Origin of the sequence: Hydrogenophaga sp. SNF1, from assembly GCF_034421675.1 — a bacterium.
Lineage (GTDB): Bacteria > Pseudomonadota > Gammaproteobacteria > Burkholderiales > Burkholderiaceae_C > Hydrogenophaga > Hydrogenophaga borbori.
The window spans coordinates 2632997-2653369 of the sequence record NZ_CP139793.1 but is presented as its reverse complement, the minus strand read 5'-3'; the positions used below and the strand labels follow the sequence as shown (position 1 = coordinate 2653369).

General features: G+C 69.2%; 18 protein-coding genes. 11 read left to right on the top strand and 7 right to left on the bottom strand.

The window, feature by feature from the left end; genetic code table 11:
• Positions 1–45: 45 nt before the first annotated feature.
• From SOM08_RS12630 to SOM08_RS12615, 4 genes are all read left to right on the top strand, one after another.
• Complete coding sequence (locus SOM08_RS12630) at positions 46–2100, top strand: TRAP transporter permease (protein ID WP_116957008.1); 2055 nt, start codon at positions 46–48, stop codon at positions 2098–2100.
• Between the two features lie 13 nt (positions 2101–2113).
• A complete protein-coding gene (locus SOM08_RS12625; RefSeq protein ID WP_116957007.1) occupies positions 2114–2524 on the top strand; it encodes a DUF1850 domain-containing protein in 411 nt (136 codons plus the stop codon).
• Positions 2525–2553: 29 nt separating this feature from the next.
• Positions 2554–3468, top strand: coding sequence for an AEC family transporter (locus tag SOM08_RS12620; protein ID WP_322469051.1), 915 nt, complete (start codon positions 2554–2556; stop codon positions 3466–3468).
• Positions 3469–3535: 67 nt separating this feature from the next.
• Positions 3536–4099 carry a glutathione peroxidase gene (locus tag SOM08_RS12615; RefSeq protein WP_322469050.1) on the top strand — a complete coding sequence of 188 codons (564 nt, stop codon included), beginning with the start codon at positions 3536–3538 and terminating at the stop codon, positions 4097–4099.
• A 66-nt stretch (positions 4100–4165) separates the two neighbouring features.
• Here the strand turns inward: SOM08_RS12615 and SOM08_RS12610 are convergent, their stop codons facing one another.
• The 3 genes from SOM08_RS12610 to SOM08_RS12600 all read right to left on the bottom strand — a co-directional run bounded on the left by SOM08_RS12610 (position 4166) and on the right by SOM08_RS12600 (position 7474).
• Positions 4166–5365, bottom strand: a complete 1200-nt coding sequence (locus SOM08_RS12610; RefSeq protein WP_322469049.1) for a branched-chain amino acid ABC transporter substrate-binding protein — start codon at positions 5363–5365, stop codon at positions 4166–4168.
• A 163-nt stretch (positions 5366–5528) separates the two neighbouring features.
• Positions 5529–5960, bottom strand: coding sequence for a DNA polymerase III subunit chi (locus tag SOM08_RS12605; protein WP_322469048.1), 432 nt, complete (start codon positions 5958–5960; stop codon positions 5529–5531).
• 14 nt (positions 5961–5974) lie between these two features.
• Entirely contained in the window at positions 5975–7474 is a 1500-nt protein-coding gene (locus SOM08_RS12600) for a leucyl aminopeptidase (RefSeq protein WP_116957002.1), read from the bottom strand.
• A 27-nt stretch (positions 7475–7501) separates the two neighbouring features.
• Between SOM08_RS12600 and lptF the strand changes: the two genes are divergently transcribed.
• Genes lptF through SOM08_RS12575 form a run of 5 tightly spaced genes read left to right on the top strand, consistent with a single transcriptional unit; the run spans position 7502 to position 12224 of the window.
• On the top strand, positions 7502–8608 hold the full coding sequence (gene lptF / locus SOM08_RS12595; protein WP_116957001.1) for an LPS export ABC transporter permease LptF: 1107 nt from the start codon (positions 7502–7504) through the stop codon (positions 8606–8608).
• Positions 8605–9723, top strand: coding sequence for an LPS export ABC transporter permease LptG (gene lptG, locus SOM08_RS12590; RefSeq protein WP_116957000.1), 1119 nt, complete (start codon positions 8605–8607; stop codon positions 9721–9723). Before lptF ends, lptG begins: the two co-directional genes overlap by 4 nt.
• A gap of 2 nt (positions 9724–9725) precedes the next feature.
• On the top strand, positions 9726–10091 hold the full coding sequence (locus SOM08_RS12585; protein WP_116956999.1) for a sirohydrochlorin chelatase: 366 nt from the start codon (positions 9726–9728) through the stop codon (positions 10089–10091).
• Positions 10088–11032 (top strand): CysB family HTH-type transcriptional regulator, encoded by a 945-nt coding sequence (locus SOM08_RS12580; RefSeq protein WP_070399902.1) that lies wholly within the window; start codon positions 10088–10090, stop codon positions 11030–11032. The genes SOM08_RS12585 and SOM08_RS12580 overlap by 4 nt, the downstream gene beginning before the upstream one ends.
• 10 nt (positions 11033–11042) lie before the next feature.
• Complete coding sequence (locus SOM08_RS12575; RefSeq protein WP_322469047.1) at positions 11043–12224, top strand: pyridoxal phosphate-dependent aminotransferase; 1182 nt, start codon at positions 11043–11045, stop codon at positions 12222–12224.
• A gap of 72 nt (positions 12225–12296) precedes the next feature.
• Here SOM08_RS12575 and SOM08_RS12570 read toward each other — a convergent pair whose 3' ends face one another.
• Positions 12297–13013, bottom strand: coding sequence for a (2Fe-2S)-binding protein (locus SOM08_RS12570; protein WP_322469046.1), 717 nt, complete (start codon positions 13011–13013; stop codon positions 12297–12299).
• Between the two features lie 108 nt (positions 13014–13121).
• Entirely contained in the window at positions 13122–17093 is a 3972-nt protein-coding gene (gene hrpA / locus SOM08_RS12565) for an ATP-dependent RNA helicase HrpA (RefSeq protein WP_322469045.1), read from the bottom strand.
• A gap of 76 nt (positions 17094–17169) precedes the next feature.
• Here hrpA and argA point away from each other — a divergent pair, with 76 nt between their 5' ends.
• The gene (gene argA / locus SOM08_RS12560; RefSeq protein WP_116956995.1) at positions 17170–18510 is read left to right on the top strand and encodes an amino-acid N-acetyltransferase; all 1341 of its coding nucleotides are present in this window, start codon (positions 17170–17172) and stop codon (positions 18508–18510) included.
• Between the two features lie 7 nt (positions 18511–18517).
• Here argA and SOM08_RS12555 read toward each other — a convergent pair whose 3' ends face one another.
• Both SOM08_RS12555 and SOM08_RS12550 read right to left on the bottom strand, forming a co-directional pair.
• Positions 18518–19033, bottom strand: a complete 516-nt coding sequence (locus SOM08_RS12555; RefSeq protein ID WP_116956994.1) for a disulfide bond formation protein B — start codon at positions 19031–19033, stop codon at positions 18518–18520.
• Positions 19034–19040: 7 nt separating this feature from the next.
• Entirely contained in the window at positions 19041–19811 is a 771-nt protein-coding gene (locus SOM08_RS12550; RefSeq protein ID WP_116956993.1) for a ferredoxin--NADP reductase, read from the bottom strand.
• Between the two features lie 242 nt (positions 19812–20053).
• Between SOM08_RS12550 and SOM08_RS12545 the strand changes: the two genes are divergently transcribed.
• Entirely contained in the window at positions 20054–20329 is a 276-nt protein-coding gene (locus SOM08_RS12545) for an oxidative damage protection protein (protein WP_070399896.1), read from the top strand.
• Positions 20330–20373 lie beyond the last annotated feature (44 nt).

Below are 20373 nucleotides of genomic sequence, written 5' to 3'. Positions count from 1 at the left end.
CACGGGGCCGTTGTGCTTTCTTGCCCGTCCCGAGTCGAGGATTTCATGAGCGACGCGACACCCTCCGCCGACACCCCCACCCACGCGCCCTTGCGCGGCGCCATCTTCTGGGTGGCCATCGCCTTCTCGGCCTACCAGATCTGGATGGCCTCCTTCCACCCCCTGTCGAGCCAGGTGATTCGGGCCATCCACGTGGGCTTCGTCCTGCTGATGATCTTCGCCCTGTACCCGCCCTTCGAACAGCGCGAGGGGGCACTGGGCGCGCTCGGCCGAGCGCTGGGCTGGGTGCTGGGCGGGGTCGGCTTCCTGTTCGGGCTGTACCACTGGGTCTACGAAGCCGACCTGACCGCGCGCGCGGGCGAGCTGATCGCACCGGACTGGGTGGTCGGTGTGGTCACCATCGCACTGGTGTTCGAGGCCGCGCGACGGGTCATGGGCTGGGGCCTGCCGCTGATCTGCGCGATGTTTCTTGCCTATGCCCTCTTCGGCCAATACCTGCCGGGCGTGCTCGCCCACCGGGGCTACGGGCTCGACCAGGTCGTCGGCCAACTCGGCTTCGGCACCGAGGGCATCTACGGCACGCCCACCTACGTGTCGTCCACCTACATCTTTCTGTTCATCCTGTTCGGCGCCTTCCTGGAACAGGCCGGCATGATCCGCCTGTTCAACGACTTCGCCATGGGCACGGTGGGCCACACCCGCGGCGGCCCGGCCAAGGTGTCGGTCATCTCTTCCGGACTGATGGGCACCATCAACGGCTCCGGCGTGGCCAACGTGGTCACCACGGGCCAGTTCACCATTCCGCTGATGAAACGCTTCGGCTACTCGCCGGCCTTCGCCGGCGGCGTGGAGGCCACCGCCAGCATGGGCGGGCAGATCATGCCGCCGGTGATGGGCGCGGTGGCCTTCATCATGGCCGAGACGATCAACGTGCCCTATGTGGACATCGTCAAGGCCGCCCTGATTCCCGCCATCCTCTACTTCGGCACCGCGTTCTGGATGGTGCACCTCGAAGCCGGCCGCAAGGGCCTGCTGGGACTGCCCAAAGACGAATGCCCCAACCCCTGGGCCGCCGTCAAGGACCGCTGGTATCTCCTGCTGCCACTGGCCGGCCTGGTCGGCCTGCTGTTCTCCGGCTATACACCGCTGTTCTCGGGCACGGTAGGGCTGGGGCTCACGGTCATCCTGATCTTTGGCGCCGCCGTCATCAGCGGCGTCAAAGGCAACGCGCTGCGCGTGCTGGCCTGGGTGCTGCTGGGCCTGGCCACGGCGGGCTTCTACCACTTCGGGGTGGGCACCTTCTACGTGATCACGCTGCTGTTGGTCGCCCTGAGCTTTGCGCTTCGCCGCGGCGGCGATGCCCGCCAGCTGGCCGTGCAAAGCCTGGTGGATGGGGCACGCCACGCGCTGCCGGTGGCCATCGCCTGCGCGCTCGTGGGCGTGATCATCGGGGTCATCAACCTCACGGGCGTGGCGGCCGAAATCGGCGGACGCGTGATCGCCATCGGACACGACAACCTGTTTCTGGCCCTGCTGCTGACCATGCTCACCTGCCTCGTGCTGGGCATGGGCATTCCGACCATCCCCAACTACATCATCACCAGCTCGCTCGCCGCGCCGGTGCTGCTTGAGCTCGGCGTGCCGCTGATCGTCTCGCACATGTTCGTTTTCTACTTCGGCATCATGGCCGACCTCACCCCGCCGGTGGCCCTGGCCTGCTTCGCAGCCGCCCCCATCGCACGGGAGACGGGGCTGAAGATCAGCGTTCAGGCGATCCGCGTGGCCATCGCCGGGTTCATCATGCCCTTCATGGCGGTGTACTCCCCCGCGCTGATGATGCAGAGCGACGACTGGGGCGCCGTGGCCTACGTCGTCCTCAAGGCGGTGCTGGCCATCGCGATGTGGGGGGCGGGCGCCATCGGCTTCCTGTTCGCGCCGCTGGCGTGGTGGGAGCGCTTGTGGGCGGTGGTGGCCGCCTGCTTCCTGGTGGCCGCCCTGCCGCTCACCGACGAGATCGGCCTGGCGGCGATCGTGCTCTTCGTCGCCTGGCACTGGTGGCGCACACGCCGCCCGGCGATGGGCCGGGCCGGCGCGCGCTGAGGCGGGCGACAAAGTGGCAGCGGGCCTGCTGGGGCTGTGCCTGGCGCTGGCCGCGGCCCCGCAACACGCGGTCTTCGTGCCGGGCCGGCACTTCACCCTGGCGTGGGTGCACAGCATCGAAAAGGTGCGCTGGGAAGAAGACTACGAGGTGAGCGGACCGCCCGCGCGCCTGTTGGCCACCGCCGCGCGCATCAAGGGCTCCGCGGCGGGCATGGAGCCGCCGCCCGACGCCCGGTTGCGCGACGGCTGGTACCACTACACGCCCACGGAGCGATCGCCCCGGCGGCTGCCGCTCACGCGCTCGGAGTTCACCGCCGACTTCGAGCTGTGCGTGAACGGCCGCTGCCAGCCCATGGGCCACTGGCTGCGCTCCGATGGCAAGGTCACCGAAATGACGGCCTGCGAGCGGGCGGCGTCGCGCTGAGGCCACGTCGCGCCCTTACGATTCGCGCCGTGAACTTCGCCCAACTGCTCTTTCCCGATTTCTCGCTCATCCTGTGCGGCTACCTGGTGTGCCGCTTCACCAAGCTCAACCGCCCGGTGTGGGAACAGGTCGAGAGCCTGGTCTACTACTTCCTGTTCCCGGTGCTGCTGTTTCAGAGCATCGTCAAAAACCCGCTGGACCTGGGGGCCGCCTCCGCCCTGGTCGGCGCGGCCGTGTCGCTCGCGCTGTGCGCCATCGCCCTCACCTACTCGCTGCCGCGTTGGCCCTGGCTGGGCCGGTGCATCGACGTGCGGCTGCACGCGGCCAGTGCGCAGGTGGGCTTTCGCTTCAATTCCTTCATCCTGCTCGCGCTGGCCGACCGGATCGCGGGCCCGCAGGCGCTGCTGATGGTGGCGGTGATCATCGGCTGCTGCGTGCCCATCTTCAACGTGGGGGCCGTCTGGCCCATGGCGCGCCACGCCAACAAGGGCTTCGGGCGCGAGTTGCTGCGCAACCCGCTGATCATCGCCACGGCATCGGGCCTGCTCGCCAACCTGCTGGGCTTCTCGCTGCCCGACTGGCTCGCGCCCACGGTCAACCGCATCGGCCAGGCCTCGCTGGCGCTGGGCCTCATGGCGGCCGGCGCGGGCATGCAGTTCGGCAGCATGGCCTCGGCCAAGACGCTGGCGGTGGCGGTGCTGGCCATCAAGCACCTGGCCATGCCGCTGATGGCCTTCGGCCTGGCCCGGCTGTTCCGGCTGGATGCCACGCAGACCGCCGTGCTGCTGACCTTTTCTGCCGTGCCCACGGCGTCGAGCTGCTACGTGCTGGCCGCGCGCATGGGCTACAACGGGCCCTACGTGGCCGGACTGGTGACGCTGTCCACGCTGCTGGGCATGCTGAGCCTGCCCTTCGCACTGGGGGTGCTGGGCGGCCTTCGCTGAGGTTTCTCCCGGCTCGCGCCAGGGGCGCTGGGACGCCCGGTTGTCGACCGTCGGGCGGCGGCCCACAATGCCTCGCATGAAACGCCGCCTCCTCTGCCTTGCCGCCCCGCTGGCCCTGCTGGGCGCCCCCTTCGCCCGGGCGGGCGCCTGCCCCGCCCTGCTGAACCACCGCTTCCCCCGCCTGCAGGACGGCGCGCCACAGGACCTGTGCCAGTACGCGGGCAAGGTGCTGCTGGTGGTCAACACCGCCAGCTACTGCGGCTTCACGAAGCAATACGAAGGCCTGGAGGCGCTGTTCGCCAAGTACCGCGAGCAGGGGCTGGTGGTCCTCGGATTCCCGTCGAACGATTTCGCCCAGGAAACCGGCGACGCGAAGCAGATCGCCGAGCTGTGCTTCAACACCTACGGCGTGCGCTTCCCGATGTTCGACAAGAGCGTGGTCACGGGCGCGCAGGCCAACCCGCTGTACCTGCAGCTGCGCCAGGCAACGGGCGTGTCGCCGCGCTGGAACTTCCACAAGTACCTGGTCGGCCGCGACGGCCGCGTGATCGATCAGTTCGCCAGCGCCACCGAGCCCATGGGCCGCACCCTGACCCGGGCGGTGGAGGCGGCGCTGGCGGCCAAGGGCTGAACACCGTGCGCCCAAAGAAAAAGCCACCGCAAGCGGTGGCTTTTTGCTGGCCGAGGGCTGAGGGGATCAGCGGATCACGGCGATGGTGGTGCGGTTGCCGCCCTTGTAGGTCATGAGCGTCAGGGCACCGTTCTTGATGTCGCCCTTTTCGTCGAACTCGATCTTGCCGGTCACGCCGTTGTAGTTCGTGGCCTTGAGCGCGGGCAGGTAGACCTTCGGATCGGCCGAGCCGGCGGTGACCATGGCGTTGGCCATGACCTTGACGGCGTCGTACACGTACGGGGCGTACACCTGCACGTCGGCGTTGAACTTGGTCTTGAAGTCGGCGCGGAACTTGTCCATGCCGGCCTTCTGCTCGCCTTCAACACCACCGGCCTCGGCGCAGTAAACCTGCTCGTCGCTGATGCCGTCGCCGGCCAGCTTGGGCAGCTCGGACGTGCAGATGCCGTCGCCGCCCATGAACTTGGCCTTGATGCCGAGCTGTTTCATCTGCTTGAGCATGGGGCCGGCCACGGCGTCCATGCCGCCGAAGAACACCACGTCCGGCTTCTTGGCCTTCAGGGTGGTCAGGATGGCGTTGAAGTCGGTCGCCTTGTCGTTGGTGAACTCGCGGCCCACCACGCTGCCGCCAGCGGCCTTCACGCCCTTTTCGAACTCGTCGGCCACGCCCTGGCCATAAGCCGTGCGGTCGTCGATCACGGCCACGTTCTTGGCCTTGAGGGTTTCGATGGCGTATTTGCCGAGCGTGCCGCCCAGGTGCACGTCGTCGGCCACCACGCGGAACGCGCCCGGGAAACCCTGGCGGGTGTACTTGGGGTTGGTCGCCGAGGGCGAGATCTGGGGAATGCCCGCGTCGTTGTAGAGCTGCGAGGCGGGGATGGTGGTGCCGGAGTTCAGGTGGCCGATGACGCCATTGACCTTGGCGTCGACCAGCTTCTGCGCGGCGGCCGTGCCCTGCTTGGGATCGGCGGCGTCGTCTTCGGCCAGCAGCTCGAACTTGGCCTTGGCGCCACCGATGGTGAGGCCAGCCGCGTTCAGTTCCTCGATCGCCATGCGGGCGCCGTTCTCGTTGTCCTTACCCAGGTGAGCGATCGCGCCGCTGGTGGGGCCGACGTGACCAATCTTGACCACGACCTCCTGCGGTGCGGCCGGGGCGGGTGCCGCAGCGGGCGCCGCGGCGGGAGCGGGAGCAGCCTCTTCCTTCTTGCCACAGGCGGCGAGCGCGACGGCGGCGGCAAGCACTGCCAGTTTCATGTTCACTTGCATGGGATTTCCTTGATAAGGATGGATTGATTTGCGGAGGGAACTTTTTTTCTCCACCGCATAAAGATACTCCAAAACGATCCGGCTTTTGGCCGGGACAGCAGCCTAAAGCAGGGTTCGGAGAGCCGTTCGAGGGTTTTCCTGAAGCCCTCGCGCGGCCCGCGGCTCACTCGCCAGCGGCCTTCAGGTCGTGGCGCTGCGGCTCGATGCCGTCGGCCTGGTAGCGGCGCCAGCGCTGACGCGCCGAGGCGCGGTCCTCGTCGTTCAGGCCCACGACCTCGATCACGCGCTCGAAGCGCGCGTAGTCGTCCGGCACGGCCTCGCCCAGGTTGACCAGCACCTGGGTGGGCGCGCGCTCGTCCAGCCGATCGAGCAGGTGGACAGGCGAGTGGCGGCGCGTGGGCTCGGGGTCGGCCTGAACACAGTGGGGCACGAACTCGCCCTGGGCGAGCAGCCACAGCCCGCGGTCCAGGGCGTCGATCTGGTCGCCGGGCGCCAGCACGGTCACGCGCGCGCCCTTCAGGTAGGCCTTGCGCAGCAGGCGGCAGACGTAAGCGGCCTTGTCGGGCGCGTTGAAATGGAAGGCCACCTCGGCCACGGCGCGACCCGGTTTCAGCGGCTGGCGCTGCGCGCCTTGGCCCTGGCCTTGGCCTTGGCCTGGCCGGCGGGGCGCGCGGCCTCGTTCAACAGGTACTGCAGCAGCAGCGGCACCGGGCGGCCGGTGGCGCCCTTGGCCGCGCCACCGCGCCAGGCCGTGCCGGCGATGTCCAGGTGCGCCCAGGGCAGTTCGGTGGCGAAGCGCTGCAGGAACTTGGCCGCCGTGATGGCGCCGCCCGCGCGACCGGCCACGTTGGCCACGTCGGCGAAGTTGGACTTCAGGCCTTCGGCGTAGTCGTCGTCCAGCGGGAGGCGCCAGCACAGGTCGCCCGACTGCTCGCCGGCCTCGGCCAGGGCCTGGGCCAGCTCGTCGCGCGCGCTGAACAGGCCGCTGCGCACCGCGCCCAGGGCGATCACGCAGGCGCCCGTGAGCGTGGCAATGTCGACCACCGCGCGCGGCTTGAAGCGCGCGGCGTAGGTGAGCGCGTCGCACAGGATCAGCCGGCCCTCGGCGTCGGTGTTGAGGATTTCGATGGTCTGGCCGCTCATGCTCTTGACCACGTCACCGGGCTTGATGGCTCGCCCGTCGGGCATGTTCTCGCAGCTGGGGATGAGGCCCACCACGTTGAGGGCCGGCTTGGCCTCGGCCAGGGCGGCGAAGGTGCCCAGCACGCTGGCCGCGCCGCCCATGTCGAACTTCATTTCGTCCATCTCGGCCGCCGGCTTCAGGCTGATGCCGCCGGTGTCGAAGGTGATGCCCTTGCCGACCAGCACCACGGGGGCGTCGGCCTTGCCGGCGCCCTGGTAGCGCAGCACGATGAAGCGCAGCGGCTCGGCCGAGCCCTGGGCCACCGCCATGAACGAGCCCATGCCCAGGGCCTCCACCTCGCGCGGGCCCAGCACCTCGGTCTTGATACCGGGCAGGCGGCCGAGCTGGCGCGCGGCGTCGGCCAGGCGGCTGGGCGTGGCGTGGTTCGCCGGGCGGTTGGCCCATTCCTTGGCGAACTCCACACCCGCCACCACGGCCTTGCCGGCCTGGAAGCCCGAACGCACGGCGCCGGCGTCGCTCACGCCGAAGGTGACCTTGGCCAGGGCGCGCGGCTTGGCGCTGGGCTTGGTGGTGGTGTACACGTAGGAGGCATCCGCGCAGGCCTGCACGGCGGCGCGCAGCCCATCGGCGTCGACTGCCACGAGAGAGAGCACCACCGCCAGGCGGGTGACGCCCGGCGCCTTGAGCTGGGCCACGCCCGCGCCCACCGCCTTGCGCAGCGCGGCGGCGTCGGCCGTGCCGGCGCGCACCAGCAGCACGCGCGGCGCCTTGATGCCTTCGGGCCGGTAGCAGGCCAGGCTCTTGCTCACGCCGCCTTCCAGGTCGTCGTCCTTGAGCGCCCGGGCCACCAGCGCGTGCAGCGGCGACTGGCCCTTGGGCAGCGCATCGGGCACCAGCACCAGCAGCGCATCGGCGGGGAATTCGGCGGCCTGGGCCGGGCTCAGGGTCTTGAGGTCGAAGTTCATAATTCGGGTTCGTTCTGTAGCCAATCGATGTTATTCCATTCGTCCATCCGCAAGGAGCTCGCCCGCAGCTTCGGGGCCACCCTGGTGATCCTCTTCACCATCGTGCTCACCATGCTGCTCATCCGCACGCTGGGGGCGGCGTCCAAGGGCAGCGTCGATCCCCAGGAGATCATGCTGGTGCTGGGCTACACCGTCATCGGGCGCATGCCCACGGTGCTCACCCTGGCGCTGTTTATTTCCATCGTGTTCACGCTCTCGCGCATGTACCGCGACAGCGAAATGATCATCTGGTTTACCAGCGGACGCTCGCTCGGGGGCTTTCTGGGGCCGCTGCTGCGCTTCGCCTGGCCGGTGCTGCTGGTGATCATGCTGATGGTGTTCTTCGTCTGGCCCTGGGCGAACCAGCAGGTGAACGACCTGCGCGACCGCTTCGAGCGGCGCGGCGACCTGGAGCGCGTGGAGCCGGGGCAATTCCAGGAGTCCTCCAGCGGCCGACGCGTGTTCTTCATCGACAAGGACACGGCCGACGGCACCGAGGGCCGCAACATCTTCATCTCGAGCACCGAGCCCAACGGCAGCGAAACCATCACCTCGGCGCGCTCGGGCCGCGTCGAATGGCTGGACGAGCGCCAGTTCCTGATGCTCAACAACGGGCAGCGGCTCGAGACGCGGCCCGACGGCGGCCTGCGCGTGAGCGACTTCGGCGAGTACGGCACGCAGATCGGCCAGGCGGGCGGCAACCTCGGGGCGGGCGTGGAGCTCAAGGCCCGCCCGAGCTGGGAACTCATCATGGACCCCAGCCGCGCCAACCTGGCCGAGCTGGGCTGGCGCGTGGGCCTGGCGATCACGGCCTTCAACTTCGTGCTGATCGCCCTGGCCACCACCGTGGGCAACCCGCGCGCGGGCCGCAGCGGCAACCTGTTCTTCACGCTGTTCGCCTTCGTCTTCTATTACAACCTGCTCAACATCGGGCAGAACTGGGTGGCGCGCGGCGTGATCGATCTGCTGCCCTTCATGCTGGGCCTGCACGGCGGCGTGCTGCTGCTCACGCTGGTGTGGTTCTACAAGCGCCACCAGGGCCTGAGCCTGCGCGACCTGCTCACGGGCTGGCGCCGCCGGGAGGCCGACGCATGAAAACCATCCGCCGGCTGATCTATGGCGAGGTGTTCGCTGCCGTGTTCTTCGTGCTGCTGGCCTTCCTGTCGCTGTTCTTCTTCTTCGATTTCGTCGACGAATTGCCCGACATCGGCAAGGCCTCGGTGCTCGACCCGACGCGCGTCTACGGCCTGCCGGACGCGTTGCTGTACGTGGGCCTGCTCACGCCCAGCCGCATCTACGAGCTGCTGCCGATCGCGGTGCTGATCGGTTCGGTGTTCGTGCTCGCGCGCCTGGCCCAGGGCTCGGAGTACACCATCCTGCGCACCAGCGGCCTGGGGCCCTGGCGCGCCCTTCGCACCATGCTGGGGCTGGGCGCGGTGTTCGTGCTGCTGACCTTCGCCATCGGCGACTACCTGGCGCCCTTGGCCGACCGCGGCGCGCAACTGCACAAGGCACGCTTCCAGGGCGCCATCAGCCTGGGCCAGACCGGCGCCTGGCTGAAAGAGAAGCAGCCCTACAGCAACTTCTCGGTCAACGTGGGTTCGATGTCGCCGCAGGGCGAGCTGGGCAATGTGCGCATCTTCGAGTTCAACAACCAGGGCTTCCTGGTGTCCACGCTGCACGCGCAGAGCGGGCGCATCGAGAACGACGAGAGCTGGACGCTGCGCCACGTGCAGCGGCGCGAGTTCGACGCCGCCGGCCAGCAGTCGGCCAAGGTGCAGCGCAGCACCCTGGAGAGTTTTCGCTGGCCCACCAGCCTGAACACCGAAATGGTGTCGGTGGCCCTGCTCAAGCCCGAGCGCATGCGCACGGCCGACCTGTTCGCCTACATCCGCCACCTGGAGGCCAACGGCCAGACCGCGCAGAGCCATGAGATCGAGTTCTGGCGCAAGGTGTTCTACCCGCTGTCCTGTCTCGTGATGGTGGTGCTGGCCCTGCCCTTCGCCTACCTGCACTTCCGCTCGGGCAGCATCACCGGCTACGTGTTCGGCGGGGTGATGATCGGCATCAGCTTTTTCCTGCTCAACAACGTGTTCGGCTACATCGGCAACCTCAACCAGTGGCAGCCCTGGCTGGCGGCGGCCTCGCCGGCGCTCATCTATTCGGTCTTCTCGCTGGGCGCCTTCGGGTGGCTGGTGCTCAAGCGCTGACCATGCTGGGCGTCATCGTCTTCGCCCATGGCTCGCGCGACCCGCAGTGGCGCGCGCCGGTGGAGGCCGTGGCGCGGCGCATCGCCGAACGCGCGCCCGACACGCTGGCCGGCACCGCCTACCTGGAGCTCACCGAGCCCGATCTGCCCACGGCCGCGCGCGGCCTGGTGCGCGCCGGCGCCACTCGACTGCGCGTGCTGCCACTGTTTTTCGGCATGGGCCGGCACGCGCGCGAGGACCTGCCCCGGCTGGTGGAGGGCGTGCGGCGCGAGCACCCGGGCGTGCCCATCGAGCTCATGCCCACCGCCGGCGAAGACCCACGTTTGATCGACTTGCTGGCCACACAGGCCTTGAAGGAGGGTGCATGAACCTGCACCAGTTCAAGTTCGTGCAGGAGGCGGTGCGCCGCAACCTCAACCTCACCGAGGCCGCCAAGGCGCTGCACACCTCGCAGCCCGGCGTGTCCAAGGCCATCATCGAGCTGGAGGACGAGCTCGGCATCGAGATCTTCGCCCGCCACGGCAAGCGCATCAAACGCGTCACCGAGCCGGGCCAGCAGGTGCTCAAGAGCATCGACATCATCCTGCGCGAGGTGAACAACCTCAAGCGCATCGGCGAGCAGTACTCGGCACAGGACAGCGGCACCTTGTCCATCGCCACCACCCACACCCAGGCGCGCTACGTGCTGCCGGGGCCGGTGGCCGCGCTGCGCCAGGCCTACCCCAAGGTCGGCATCAGCCTGCACCAGGGCTCGCCCGACCAGGTGGCGCGCATGCTGATCGAGGAGGTGGCCGAGATCGGCATGGCCACCGAATCGCTGGTGAACTACCCCGAGCTCGTCACCCTGCCCGCCTACGAATGGCAGCACGTGCTGGTGTTCCCCTTCGACCACCCGATGCTCGCGCGCGAGCGCATCGGACTGGAGGAGCTGGCGCAGTTGCCGCTCATCACCTACCACCCCAGCTTCACCGGGCGCACGCGCATCGACCAGGCCTTCGCGCTGCGCCACCTGCAGCCCAACATCGTGCTCGAGGCCATCGACTCGGACGTGATCAAGACCTACGTGAAGCTGGGCATGGGCGTGGGCATCGTGGCCGAGATGGCGGTCAAGGGCGAGAACCAGACGCCCGACCTGGTCTCGCGGCCCGCGGGCGCGCTGTTCGGCCACAACCTCGCCCGCGTGGCCTTCAAGCGCGGCACCTACCTGCGCCAGTTCGTTCTGCGCTTTGCCGAGCTGCTGTCCGAGCGCCTGTCGCGCGAGCTGATCCAGCGCGCCATGGCCGGCGAACCCGACGAATACGACATCTGAACCCCACACCATGGACACCGTGACCCAGCCCCGCACCCCCGCCCTCGCCTCGCGCCTGCCCCAGGTGGGCACCACCATCTTCACCGTCATGTCCACGCTGGCGGCCGAGCACGGCGCGGTCAACCTCGGCCAGGGCTTTCCCGACTTCGGCTGCGACCCGGCCCTGCTGGACGCGGTCGACGGGGCCATGCGCGCCGGCCACAACCAGTACCCGCCCATGACCGGCGTGCCCGCGCTGCGCCAGGCCATGGCCGACAAGGTGCAGGCGCTGTACGGCCGCCGCTACCACCCGGACACCGAGATCACCGTCACCGCCGGCGCCACCCAGGCCATCCTCACCGCCATCCTGGCCGTGGTGCACCCGGGCGACGAGGTCATCGTGCTGGAACCCTGCTACGACAGCTACGTGCCCAACATCGAGCTGGCCGGCGGGCGCGTGGTGCGCGTGCCGCTGGTGCCGGGCAGCTTCCGCCCCGACTTCGACGCCATCGCCGCGGCCATCACGCCGCGCACGCGCGCCCTGATCGTCAACACCCCGCACAACCCCAGCGGCATGTGCTGGACGGACGCCGAGATGCGCCGCCTGGACGAACTGCTCGCGCCCACCGACATCGTGCTCATCAGCGACGAGGTCTACGAGCACATGGTGTTCGACGGCCTGCCGCACCACAGCGCCGCGCGCTACCCCGGCCTGGCGGCGCGCGCCTTCATCGTCAGCAGCTTCGGCAAGACCTACCACGTGACCGGCTGGAAGGTGGGCACCGTGCTGGCGCCCGCCCCGCTCACGGCCGAGTTCCGCAAGGTGCACCAGTTCAACGTGTTCACGGTGAACACGCCCATGCAACACGCCCTGGCGGCCTACATGGCCGACCCCGCGCCCTACCGCGATCTGCCGGCCTTCTACCAGCACAAGCGCGACCTGTTCCGCCAGGGCCTGGCGAAGACCCGTTTCCGACTGCTGCCGGGCGAAGGCACCTACTTCCAGTGCGTGGACATCTCCGCCCTGGCCGTGCCCGAGCGCGAACTGCCGGAGGCCGATTTCTGCCGCTGGCTCACGGCCGAGATCGGCGTGGCGGCGATCCCGCTGTCGGCCTTCTATGGCGACGGCTTCGACCAGAAGGTGGTCCGCTTCTGCTTCGCCAAGAAGGACGAGACCCTGGTCGCCGCTCTGGAGCGCCTGCAGCGGCTGTGATCGATCCGGCGCCGGGCCGCCCCCGGCCGGATCGGCCCCCTCGGGGACAGCCGTGGCGCGCGGGGACCGTGTTCAGCAACGGATGGGGTTGCGGCAGAAGCGCTCCAGCTCGCGCACCGTGCTGCGCCCCGCCGCCGCCTGGCGCACGCCGGGGCCCATCTCCAGGCTCAGCTTCATTTCGTACTTCTTGAAAAACGCCTCGAACAGCTCGCCGCCGAGCGTGCCGGTGGCGGTGAGCTGGTCGCTCCGGGCATCGTGCTCCAGCAGCACCGCGCACAGCGGCTGCTCGGCCGGGCCGCGCAGCACCTGGGCGCCGCGCGCGGGGTCGTACTGGCTGTGGTCGGCGCAGCAGTGGATCAGGTCGTTGCCCTGACTGGGCGTCTGCGGGTTGGCCGCCGGGCCTTTGCGGAAGCTGATGAAGCTCAGCTCCTTCGTGGGGTAGACCAACTGGTGCGCGCAGATGGCCGAAAAGGCCACCACGCTGCGCCTCGCCCCCACGCCGCCGGGCCATTCGTAGGTCTGTTTGTCCTGGGTCGCCAGCGTCGTGGGCGGCGCGGCCTTGCCCAGATCGAGCAGGAAGACCGGCGTGGCCTCGAAGGGGTAATGAAAAACGTAGTTGACCTGGGCGCGCAAGCGGCTGGCCTTGACCGGCTGGCCCTGCTCGTCCACCAGCAGGGTGCGCGCGTAGGCGCGCGGCCGGGCGTCGGCGGCCCAGGCGGTGCGGGCCAGGACACCGCTCAGGGCGGCGGCGCCGACGGCGCACGATTCGACGAAATCACGGCGGTCCATGGGCGGTCTCCTCATGACCGTGCCAGTGAAGCGCAGCAGGCCCCGCCCGTCAATTCGTGGCGGCCATGCCCGAGCGCCGCGTGGGTGAAACGCCGGAACCGGCGGACCTCAGGCCTGGAGCTGGGCCCAGGCCTTGTCGAGCCGCTTCAGGCTCACCGGCTGCGGCGTGCGCAGCTCCTGGGCGAAGAAGCTCACGCGCAGCTCCTCCAGCAGCCAGCGCAGCTCCTGCAGGCGCGGGTCCTGCACGCCCTTGCGCTCGGCCACCAGGCGCCAGTAGCGCTGGTCCTGGGGTTTGAGCTCGGCCAGGCGGGCGGCGTCGCGCGCGGGGTCGCCGCGCTGCTTGTCCAGCCGCAGCTGCACGGCCTTCAGGTAGCGCGGCAAATGCTGCAGCTGCGCGTGCGGCGTCTCGACCAGAAAACGCCGCCCCACCAGGCGCTGCAGCTGCTGGGCGACGTCGGCGGCCACGTCGGCGGGCGGCTTGGCGTCTTTGAGCTTGCGCTGGGCGGCGGCGAATTCGGTGAGGATGGCGCCGGCTGAGCGCGCGATCTCAGCGGCGATGAGGTTGAGCCGCCCACGCCCGTCGGCCACGCGCTGCTCGAAGGCCTTGGCGTCGGCCGGCAGCGGCTCCTGCAGGAAGGCGCGGTCGAGCGCCAGCTCCAGCAGTTGCTGGCGCAGCTCCTCCAGGGTGCCGCCGCCGCGCTCCTTGTCCACGCCCATGAACGCCGCGCCCATGGCCTGCAGGCCGGGGATGTTTTTCTCCAGGTACTTCAGCGCGTCCTTGATCTGCAGCGCCACCAGGCGGCGCAGGCCTTCCCGGTGGCGCGCCTGGGCCAGCTCGGGTTCGTCGAAGACCTCGATGCGCACCGCGTCGCCATCGTCCACCAGCGCCGGAAAGCCGATCAGGGTTTGGCCGCCGCGGCGGATCTCCAGCAGCTCGGGCAGCTCGCCGAAGTCCCAGCGGGTGTGGCGCTGGCTGGCGTCCACCGAAGGCGCGGCCGGCGGCGCGGCCTTGGCCACCCGCGTGGCCTGGCCCGCCGGGGCCGGCGATGCCGCGCCCGGCGAGACACCCGCCGGCACCGGCGCGGCCGCCGGCGCCTTGAGCGCCGCCAGGGCCTGGAAGGCGCCGCGCGCCTGCGACCCCAGCTCGGCCTTGAGCGCGGCCAGGCTGCGCCCCTGGCCCAGCTGGCGGCCGTGCTCGTCCACCACGCGCAGGTGCATGAAGAGGTGAGCCGGCAGCTGGTCGGCCTTGAGGTCGTTGCGCACGATGTCGAGCTGGGTCGCCGCGCGCACCAGCTTGAGCACGGCGTCGAGGAAGTTGCCCTGGGCGAAGGCCTCGGGCGCGCACAAGGCCTCGGTGAAGCGCTCGGCCGTGGCCGGCAGCGGCACCAGGCGCGAGCGCGGGCGCTGGTGCAGGGTCTTGAGCAGGGCCAGCACCTTGTCCTTGAGCATGCCGGGCACCAGCCAGTCGATGCGCTCCTCGCTCACCTGGTTGAGCGCGTAGATCGGCACCGTGACCGAGAGGCCGTCGCGCGGATCGCCGGGCTTGTGCAGGTAGGCCGCCGCGCAGTCCACGCCGCCCAGGCGCACGGTGCGCGGGAAGGCCTGGGCCGTGATGCCGGCGGCCTCGTGGCGCATGAGGTCCTCGCGTGTGAGGAACAGCAGCTTGGGGTTCTCTCGCGCCGCCTGGGTGTACCAGCGTTCGAAAGCGGCGCCGTTGCACAGCTCGGCCGGGACCTGTTCGTCGTACCAGGCGTAGATGACCTCGTCGTCCACCAGCACGTCCTGGCGGCGCGACTTGTGTTCCAGCTCCATCACCTGGCGCACCAGTTTCTGGTTGGCGGCCAGGAAGGGCAGCTTCGTGTCCCACTCGCCCTGCACCAGGGCCTCGCGGATGAAAATCTCGCGCGCGCCGGCCGGATCGATGCGGCCATAGTCGGCGCGGCGGTTGTGGTAGATCACCAGGCCATAGAGCGTGGCGCGCTCCAGCGCCGACACGCGCGCGGCCTTCTTCTCCCAGTGCGGGTCCAGCAACTGCTTCTTGAGCAGGTGCGCGCCCACGCGCTCCACCCAGGCGGGCTCGATGGCCGCGATGCCGCGCCCGAACAGGCGCGTGGTCTCCACCAGTTCGGCACAGACGATCCAGCGGCCCGGCCTTTTGCTGAGATGGGCGCCGGGGTGGCGGTGGAATTTGATGCCGCGCGCGCCCAGGTACCAGTCCTCGGTTTCGCTCTTGACGCCCAGGTTGCCCAGCAGGCCGCTGAGCATGGCGCTGTGCAGCTGCTCGTAGCTGGCCGGCGTGGTGTTGGGCTTCCAGCCCTGCTCGCCCACCACGGTGTGCAGCTGGCTGTGGGTGTCGCGCCACTCGCGCACGCGGCGCACGTTGATGAAGTTCTCGCGCAGCAGGTTTTCGTACTGGCGGTGGCTGAGCTTGTGCGCCTGGCCGTGGCCGCCGCGGCTGTCCTCCAGCCACTTCCAGAGCTTGAGCGTGCCGGTGAATTCGCTCTTCTCGTCGTCGAACTTGGCGTGCGCCTGGTCGGCCTGGGCCTGCTTGTCGATGGGCCGGTCGCGCACATCCTGCACGCTCAGGGCGGCGGCGATGACCAGCACCTCGTCCAGCGCCTGGTGCTCGCGCGCAGCCAGGATCATGCGGCCCACGCGCGGGTCCAGCGGCAGCCGCGCGAGCGACTGGCCGGTGGGCGTGAGTTGATTGTCATCGTCCACCGCGCCGAGTTCGGCCAGCAGCTGGTAGCCGTCGGCGATGGCGCGGCGCTGCGGGGCGTCGACGAAGGCGAAGTCTTCCACCGCCCCCAGGTGCAGGGACTTCATGCGCAGGATCACGCCGGCGAGCGAGCTGCGCAGGATCTCGGGGTCGGTGAAGCGGGGGCGGCTGTTGAAGTCGGCCTCGTCATAGAGGCGGATGCAGATGCCGTCGGCCACGCGTCCGCAGCGGCCCGCGCGCTGGTTGGCCGCTGCCTGGCTGATGGGCTCGATCTGCAGCTGCTCGACCTTCTGGCGGAAGCTGTAGCGCTTGACGCGCGCGGTGCCGGCGTCGATGACGTAGCGGATGCCCGGCACGGTGAGCGAGGTCTCCGCCACGTTGGTGGCCAGCACGATGCGGCGCTGGCCGTGCGGCTGGAAGATGCGGTCCTGCTCGGCCTGGCTCAGGCGCGCGAACAGCGGCAGCACCTCGGCATGGCGGTTCAGCGGCTGGTGGGCCAGGTGCTTGCGCAGGTGGTCGGCGGCCTCGCGGATCTCGCGCTCGCCCGGCAGGAAGACCAGGATGTCGCCGCCCTGGCCGCCGCGCCACAGCTCGTCCACGCCGTCGGTGATGGCGTCGTTCAGGTCGAACTCGCGGCTTTCTTCGAAAGGCCGCCAGCGCACTTCGACGGGGTAGGTGCGGCCCGAGACCATGAGCACCGGCGCCTTGATCAATGGGCCCCCCGCTGCGCGCTGCGCGTCGTCGCTGCCCCCCGAGGGGGCTCGCCCCGCCTCGGGGCGGCCCGGCGGCGGGGCCGGCCGCGCGAAGTACTCGGCGAAGCGGTCGGCGTCGATGGTGGCCGAGGTGACGATCACCTTCAGGTCGGGCCGGCGCGGCAGCAGCTGGCGCAGGTAGCCGAGCAGGAAGTCGATGTTGAGGCTGCGCTCGTGCGCCTCGTCGATGATGATCGTGTCGTAGGCGTTCAGGTCCGGGTCGGTCTGCGTCTCGGCGAGCAGGATGCCATCGGTCATGAGCTTGACCGAGGCCTCGCGCGAGAGCCGGTCCTGGAACCGCACCTTGTAGCCCACCACCTCGCCCAGCGGGGTCTTCAGTTCCTCGGCGATGCGCTTGGCCACCGAGCTGGCGGCGATGCGCCGCGGCTGGGTGTGACCGATCAGGCGCCCGCGCTGGCCCGGGGGGGCGTTGAGGCGCCCGCGCCCCATGGCCAGCGCGATCTTGGGCAGTTGCGTGGTCTTGCCCGAGCCCGTCTCGCCGCAGACGATGACCACCTGGTGCTCGCGCACCGCCGCCTCGATCTCGTGGCGGCGCGCCGACACGGGCAAGGCCTCGGGGAACTCCAGGTGCAGGGCGGGCGTGGGCAAAACGGGACTTCGGTGAAAATCGGCGAACCCGCGATTATCCGGTGCCCCCACGCCCCCTGCAGCCACCCCCGCCCTGATGTCCAACGTCTTCAACTTCACCTTCGTCCCGTGGTTCCGCTCGGTCGCGCCATACATCCACAAGCACCGAGGCAATACCCTGGTGGTGGGCATCGCGGGTGAGGCGATCGCGGCGGGCAAGCTGCAGAACCTGGCGCAGGACCTGGCACTGATCCAGAGCATGGGCGTGAAGATCGTGCTGGTGCACGGTTTCCGGCCACAGGTGAACGAGCAGCTGCGCCTCAAGGGCCACGAGGCGAGGTACTCGCACGGCGTGCGCATCACCGACGAGGTGGCGCTGGACTGCGCGCAGGAAGCCGCCGGCCAGCTGCGCTACGAGATCGAGGCTGCCTTCAGCCAGGGCCTGCCCAACACGCCCATGGCCGGCGCCACCGTGCGCATGATCTCGGGCAATTTCGTCACCGCGCGGCCCGTGGGCCTGATCGACGGCGTGGACTTCCTGCATTCGGGCCTGGTGCGCAAGATCGACACCGACGGCATCCAGCGCTCGCTGGACATGGGCGCCATGGTGCTGCTCTCGCCCTTCGGCTTCTCGCCCACCGGCGAGGCCTTCAACCTGACCATGGAGGATGTGGCTACCTCCGTGGCGATGTCGCTGCAGGCGGACAAGCTGATCTTCCTCACCGAGATTCCCGGCATCCGCGTGGACGCAGCCAACCCCGACAGCGAGATCGACACCGAGTTGCCCCTGGCCGACGCCAAGCGCCTGCTCGCCAGCCTGCCCAAGCCCGAGCGGCCGACCGACACCGCCTTCTACCTGCAGCACTGCATCCGCGCCTGCGAAGGCGGCGTCGAGCGCAGCCACATCGTGCCCTTCGCGGTGGACGGCTCGCTGCTGCTGGAGATCTACACGCACGACGGCATCGGCACCATGGTGGTGGACGAGAAGCTGGAGAGCGTGCGCGAGGCCTCGATCGACGACGTGGCCGGCATCGTCGCGCTGATCGAGCCGTACGAGAAGGACGGCACCCTGGTCAAGCGCGACCGCCACGAGATCGAGCGCGACGCCGGGCTCTACACCATCATCGAGCACGACGGCGTGATCTTCGGCTGCGCCGCGCTCTATCCCTACCCCGAGGAACGCACCGGCGAGATGGCCGCGCTCACGGTATCGGGGCAGTCACAGAGCCAGGGCGACGGCGAGCGCCTGCTCAAGCGCATCGAGGCGCGTGCGCGCGCCCAGGGTCTGCAGAGCATCTTCGTGCTCACCACGCGCACCATGCATTGGTTCATCAAGCGCGGCTTCGTGCAGGTCGGCGCCGACTGGCTGCCCGAAGCGCGCAAGCGCAAGTACAACTGGGACCGGCGCAGCCAGGTGCTGGTGAAAAAGCTGGCCTGAGCGCCGCTCAGGCCGACGCGCGGCGGCGCGCCAGCAGCATCCCAACGGCCAGTCCCCCGAAGGCCACGAACCACAGGAACGACCAGTTCGCGATCGTCAGGCCGAGGAAGGTCCAGTCGACCTTGGCGCAGTCGCCGCTGCCGCGAAAGATCATGGGAATGGCGCGGCCCAGCGGAAAGGCCTCGATCATCCCGAAGAAGTCGCGCCCGCAGGCCATGATCTCGGGCGGGTTCCACTGCAGCCAGCTCTGGCGCGCGGCGGTGAAGGCGCCGAAGGCCGCGAACAGGCCCATCAGCGACACGCCGGTGGCGCGCGCCGCGGGCGAGCGCAGGCAGGCCGCCACGCCCGCCAGCACCGCCACCAGGATCAGGGCGTAACGCTGCACGATGCACATGGGGCAAGGCTCCAGCCCCACCACGTGCTGCAAATACATGCCGAAGGCCAACAGGGCCACGCTGACCGCGGCGATGAGGGCAAGCACCAGCCGGGGACGCTGGCCGGGCAGCGCGAGCAAGCGGGTCATGCCCACCTCAGCTCACGAAGGCGCGTTCGATGACGAACTCGCCCGGCGTGGTGGTGTTGCCTTCCTTGAAGCCCAGCTTCTCGCACAGGGCCTTGAGGTCGCGCAGCATTTCGGGGCTGCCGCAGATCATCACACGGTCCTCGGCGGGGTTCAGCGGGGGCAGACCCAGGTCCTTGGCGACCACGCCGTCGGCCAGCAGTTGCGGGATGCGGCCCTGGTGCATGAAGGGTTCGCGCGTGACCGTGGGGTAGTAGAGCAGCTTCTGTTTGACCATGTCGCCGAGGAATTCGTCCTGCTTGAGCTGCTCTGTGATGAGCTCGCGGTAGGCGAGTTCCTTGACCTGGCGCACGCCGTGGATCAGCACCACCTGCTCATAGCGCTCGTAGGTGTCGGGGTCGCGGATGATGCTCATGAACGGCGCCAGGCCGGTGCCCGTGCCCAGCAGGTACAGGCGCTTGGCCGGCAGCAGGTAGTCGGTGAGCAGGGTGCCCGTGGGCTTGCGGCCCACGATGACGGTGTCCCCGGGCTGGATGTGCTGCAGACGCGAGGTGAGCGGGCCGTCCTGCACCTTGATGCTGAGGAACTCCAGATGCTCCGCCCAGTTGGGGCTGACGATGCTGTAGGCGCGCAGCAGCGGCTTGCCGTCCACCCGCAGACCGATCATCGTGAAGTGGCCGTTGGAAAAGCGCAGCGAGGTGTCGCGGGTGGTGGTGAAGCTGAAGAGCCGGTCCGTCCAGTGGTGAACGCTCAGCACGCGCTCTTCGTTGAATGCACTCATGATGAAAGATGATCCCGGGAGAAAGACGGGTCGTTATTGTAGAAAGTCGCGTTGTCGCGGCGCCGTGGCCCGACCCTGACGGGATTGAGGCCGATCAAAGATTGCTACAGTGCGGGCCTCGCGATGGCCCGTGTCCGCTGGGCGTGCATATTGCCGCAGCGGCGCGCGAAACCGAACGAATCGTTTATTCCATCCGATATAACTCCCTCGCATAAAGAGGGGCCCACGACAAGGATTCACCGATGGCACGAATGGTTCAATGCATCAAGCTCGGCAAGGAAGCCGAAGGCCTGGATTTCCCGCCCTACCCCGGCGAACTGGGCAAGAAGATCTTCGAGAACGTGAGCAAGGAGGCCTGGGCCGCCTGGCTCAAGCAGCAGACCATGCTGCTCAACGAGAACCGGCTCAACATGGCCGACGCCCGCGCCCGCCAGTACCTGGCGCGCCAGATGGAAAAGCACTTCTTCGGCGAAGGCGCCGACCAGGCCGCCGGCTACGTGCCGCCCAGCGCGTCCTGATGCCCGGTACCCCGGCACCCGCAGGCCCGCCACGCGCGGGCCTC

Coding starts and splice junctions, on each gene's coding strand:
- SOM08_RS12580 (WP_070399902.1), top strand. CDS start 10,088: ATGAACCTGCACCAGTTCAAGTTCGTGCAGGAGGCGGTGCGCCGCAAC.
- SOM08_RS12585 (WP_116956999.1), top strand. CDS start 9,726: ATGCTGGGCGTCATCGTCTTCGCCCATGGCTCGCGCGACCCGCAGTGG.
- SOM08_RS12610 (WP_322469049.1), bottom strand. CDS start 5,365: ATGCAAGTGAACATGAAACTGGCAGTGCTTGCCGCCGCCGTCGCGCTC.
- SOM08_RS12570 (WP_322469046.1), bottom strand. CDS start 13,013: ATGGACCGCCGTGATTTCGTCGAATCGTGCGCCGTCGGCGCCGCCGCC.
- argA (WP_116956995.1), top strand. CDS start 17,170: ATGTCCAACGTCTTCAACTTCACCTTCGTCCCGTGGTTCCGCTCGGTC.
- SOM08_RS12615 (WP_322469050.1), top strand. CDS start 3,536: ATGCCTCGCATGAAACGCCGCCTCCTCTGCCTTGCCGCCCCGCTGGCC.
- SOM08_RS12550 (WP_116956993.1), bottom strand. CDS start 19,811: ATGAGTGCATTCAACGAAGAGCGCGTGCTGAGCGTTCACCACTGGACG.
- lptF (WP_116957001.1), top strand. CDS start 7,502: ATGTTATTCCATTCGTCCATCCGCAAGGAGCTCGCCCGCAGCTTCGGG.
- SOM08_RS12630 (WP_116957008.1), top strand. CDS start 46: ATGAGCGACGCGACACCCTCCGCCGACACCCCCACCCACGCGCCCTTG.
- SOM08_RS12575 (WP_322469047.1), top strand. CDS start 11,043: ATGGACACCGTGACCCAGCCCCGCACCCCCGCCCTCGCCTCGCGCCTG.
- SOM08_RS12545 (WP_070399896.1), top strand. CDS start 20,054: ATGGCACGAATGGTTCAATGCATCAAGCTCGGCAAGGAAGCCGAAGGC.
- SOM08_RS12555 (WP_116956994.1), bottom strand. CDS start 19,033: ATGACCCGCTTGCTCGCGCTGCCCGGCCAGCGTCCCCGGCTGGTGCTT.
- lptG (WP_116957000.1), top strand. CDS start 8,605: ATGAAAACCATCCGCCGGCTGATCTATGGCGAGGTGTTCGCTGCCGTG.
- SOM08_RS12600 (WP_116957002.1), bottom strand. CDS start 7,474: ATGAACTTCGACCTCAAGACCCTGAGCCCGGCCCAGGCCGCCGAATTC.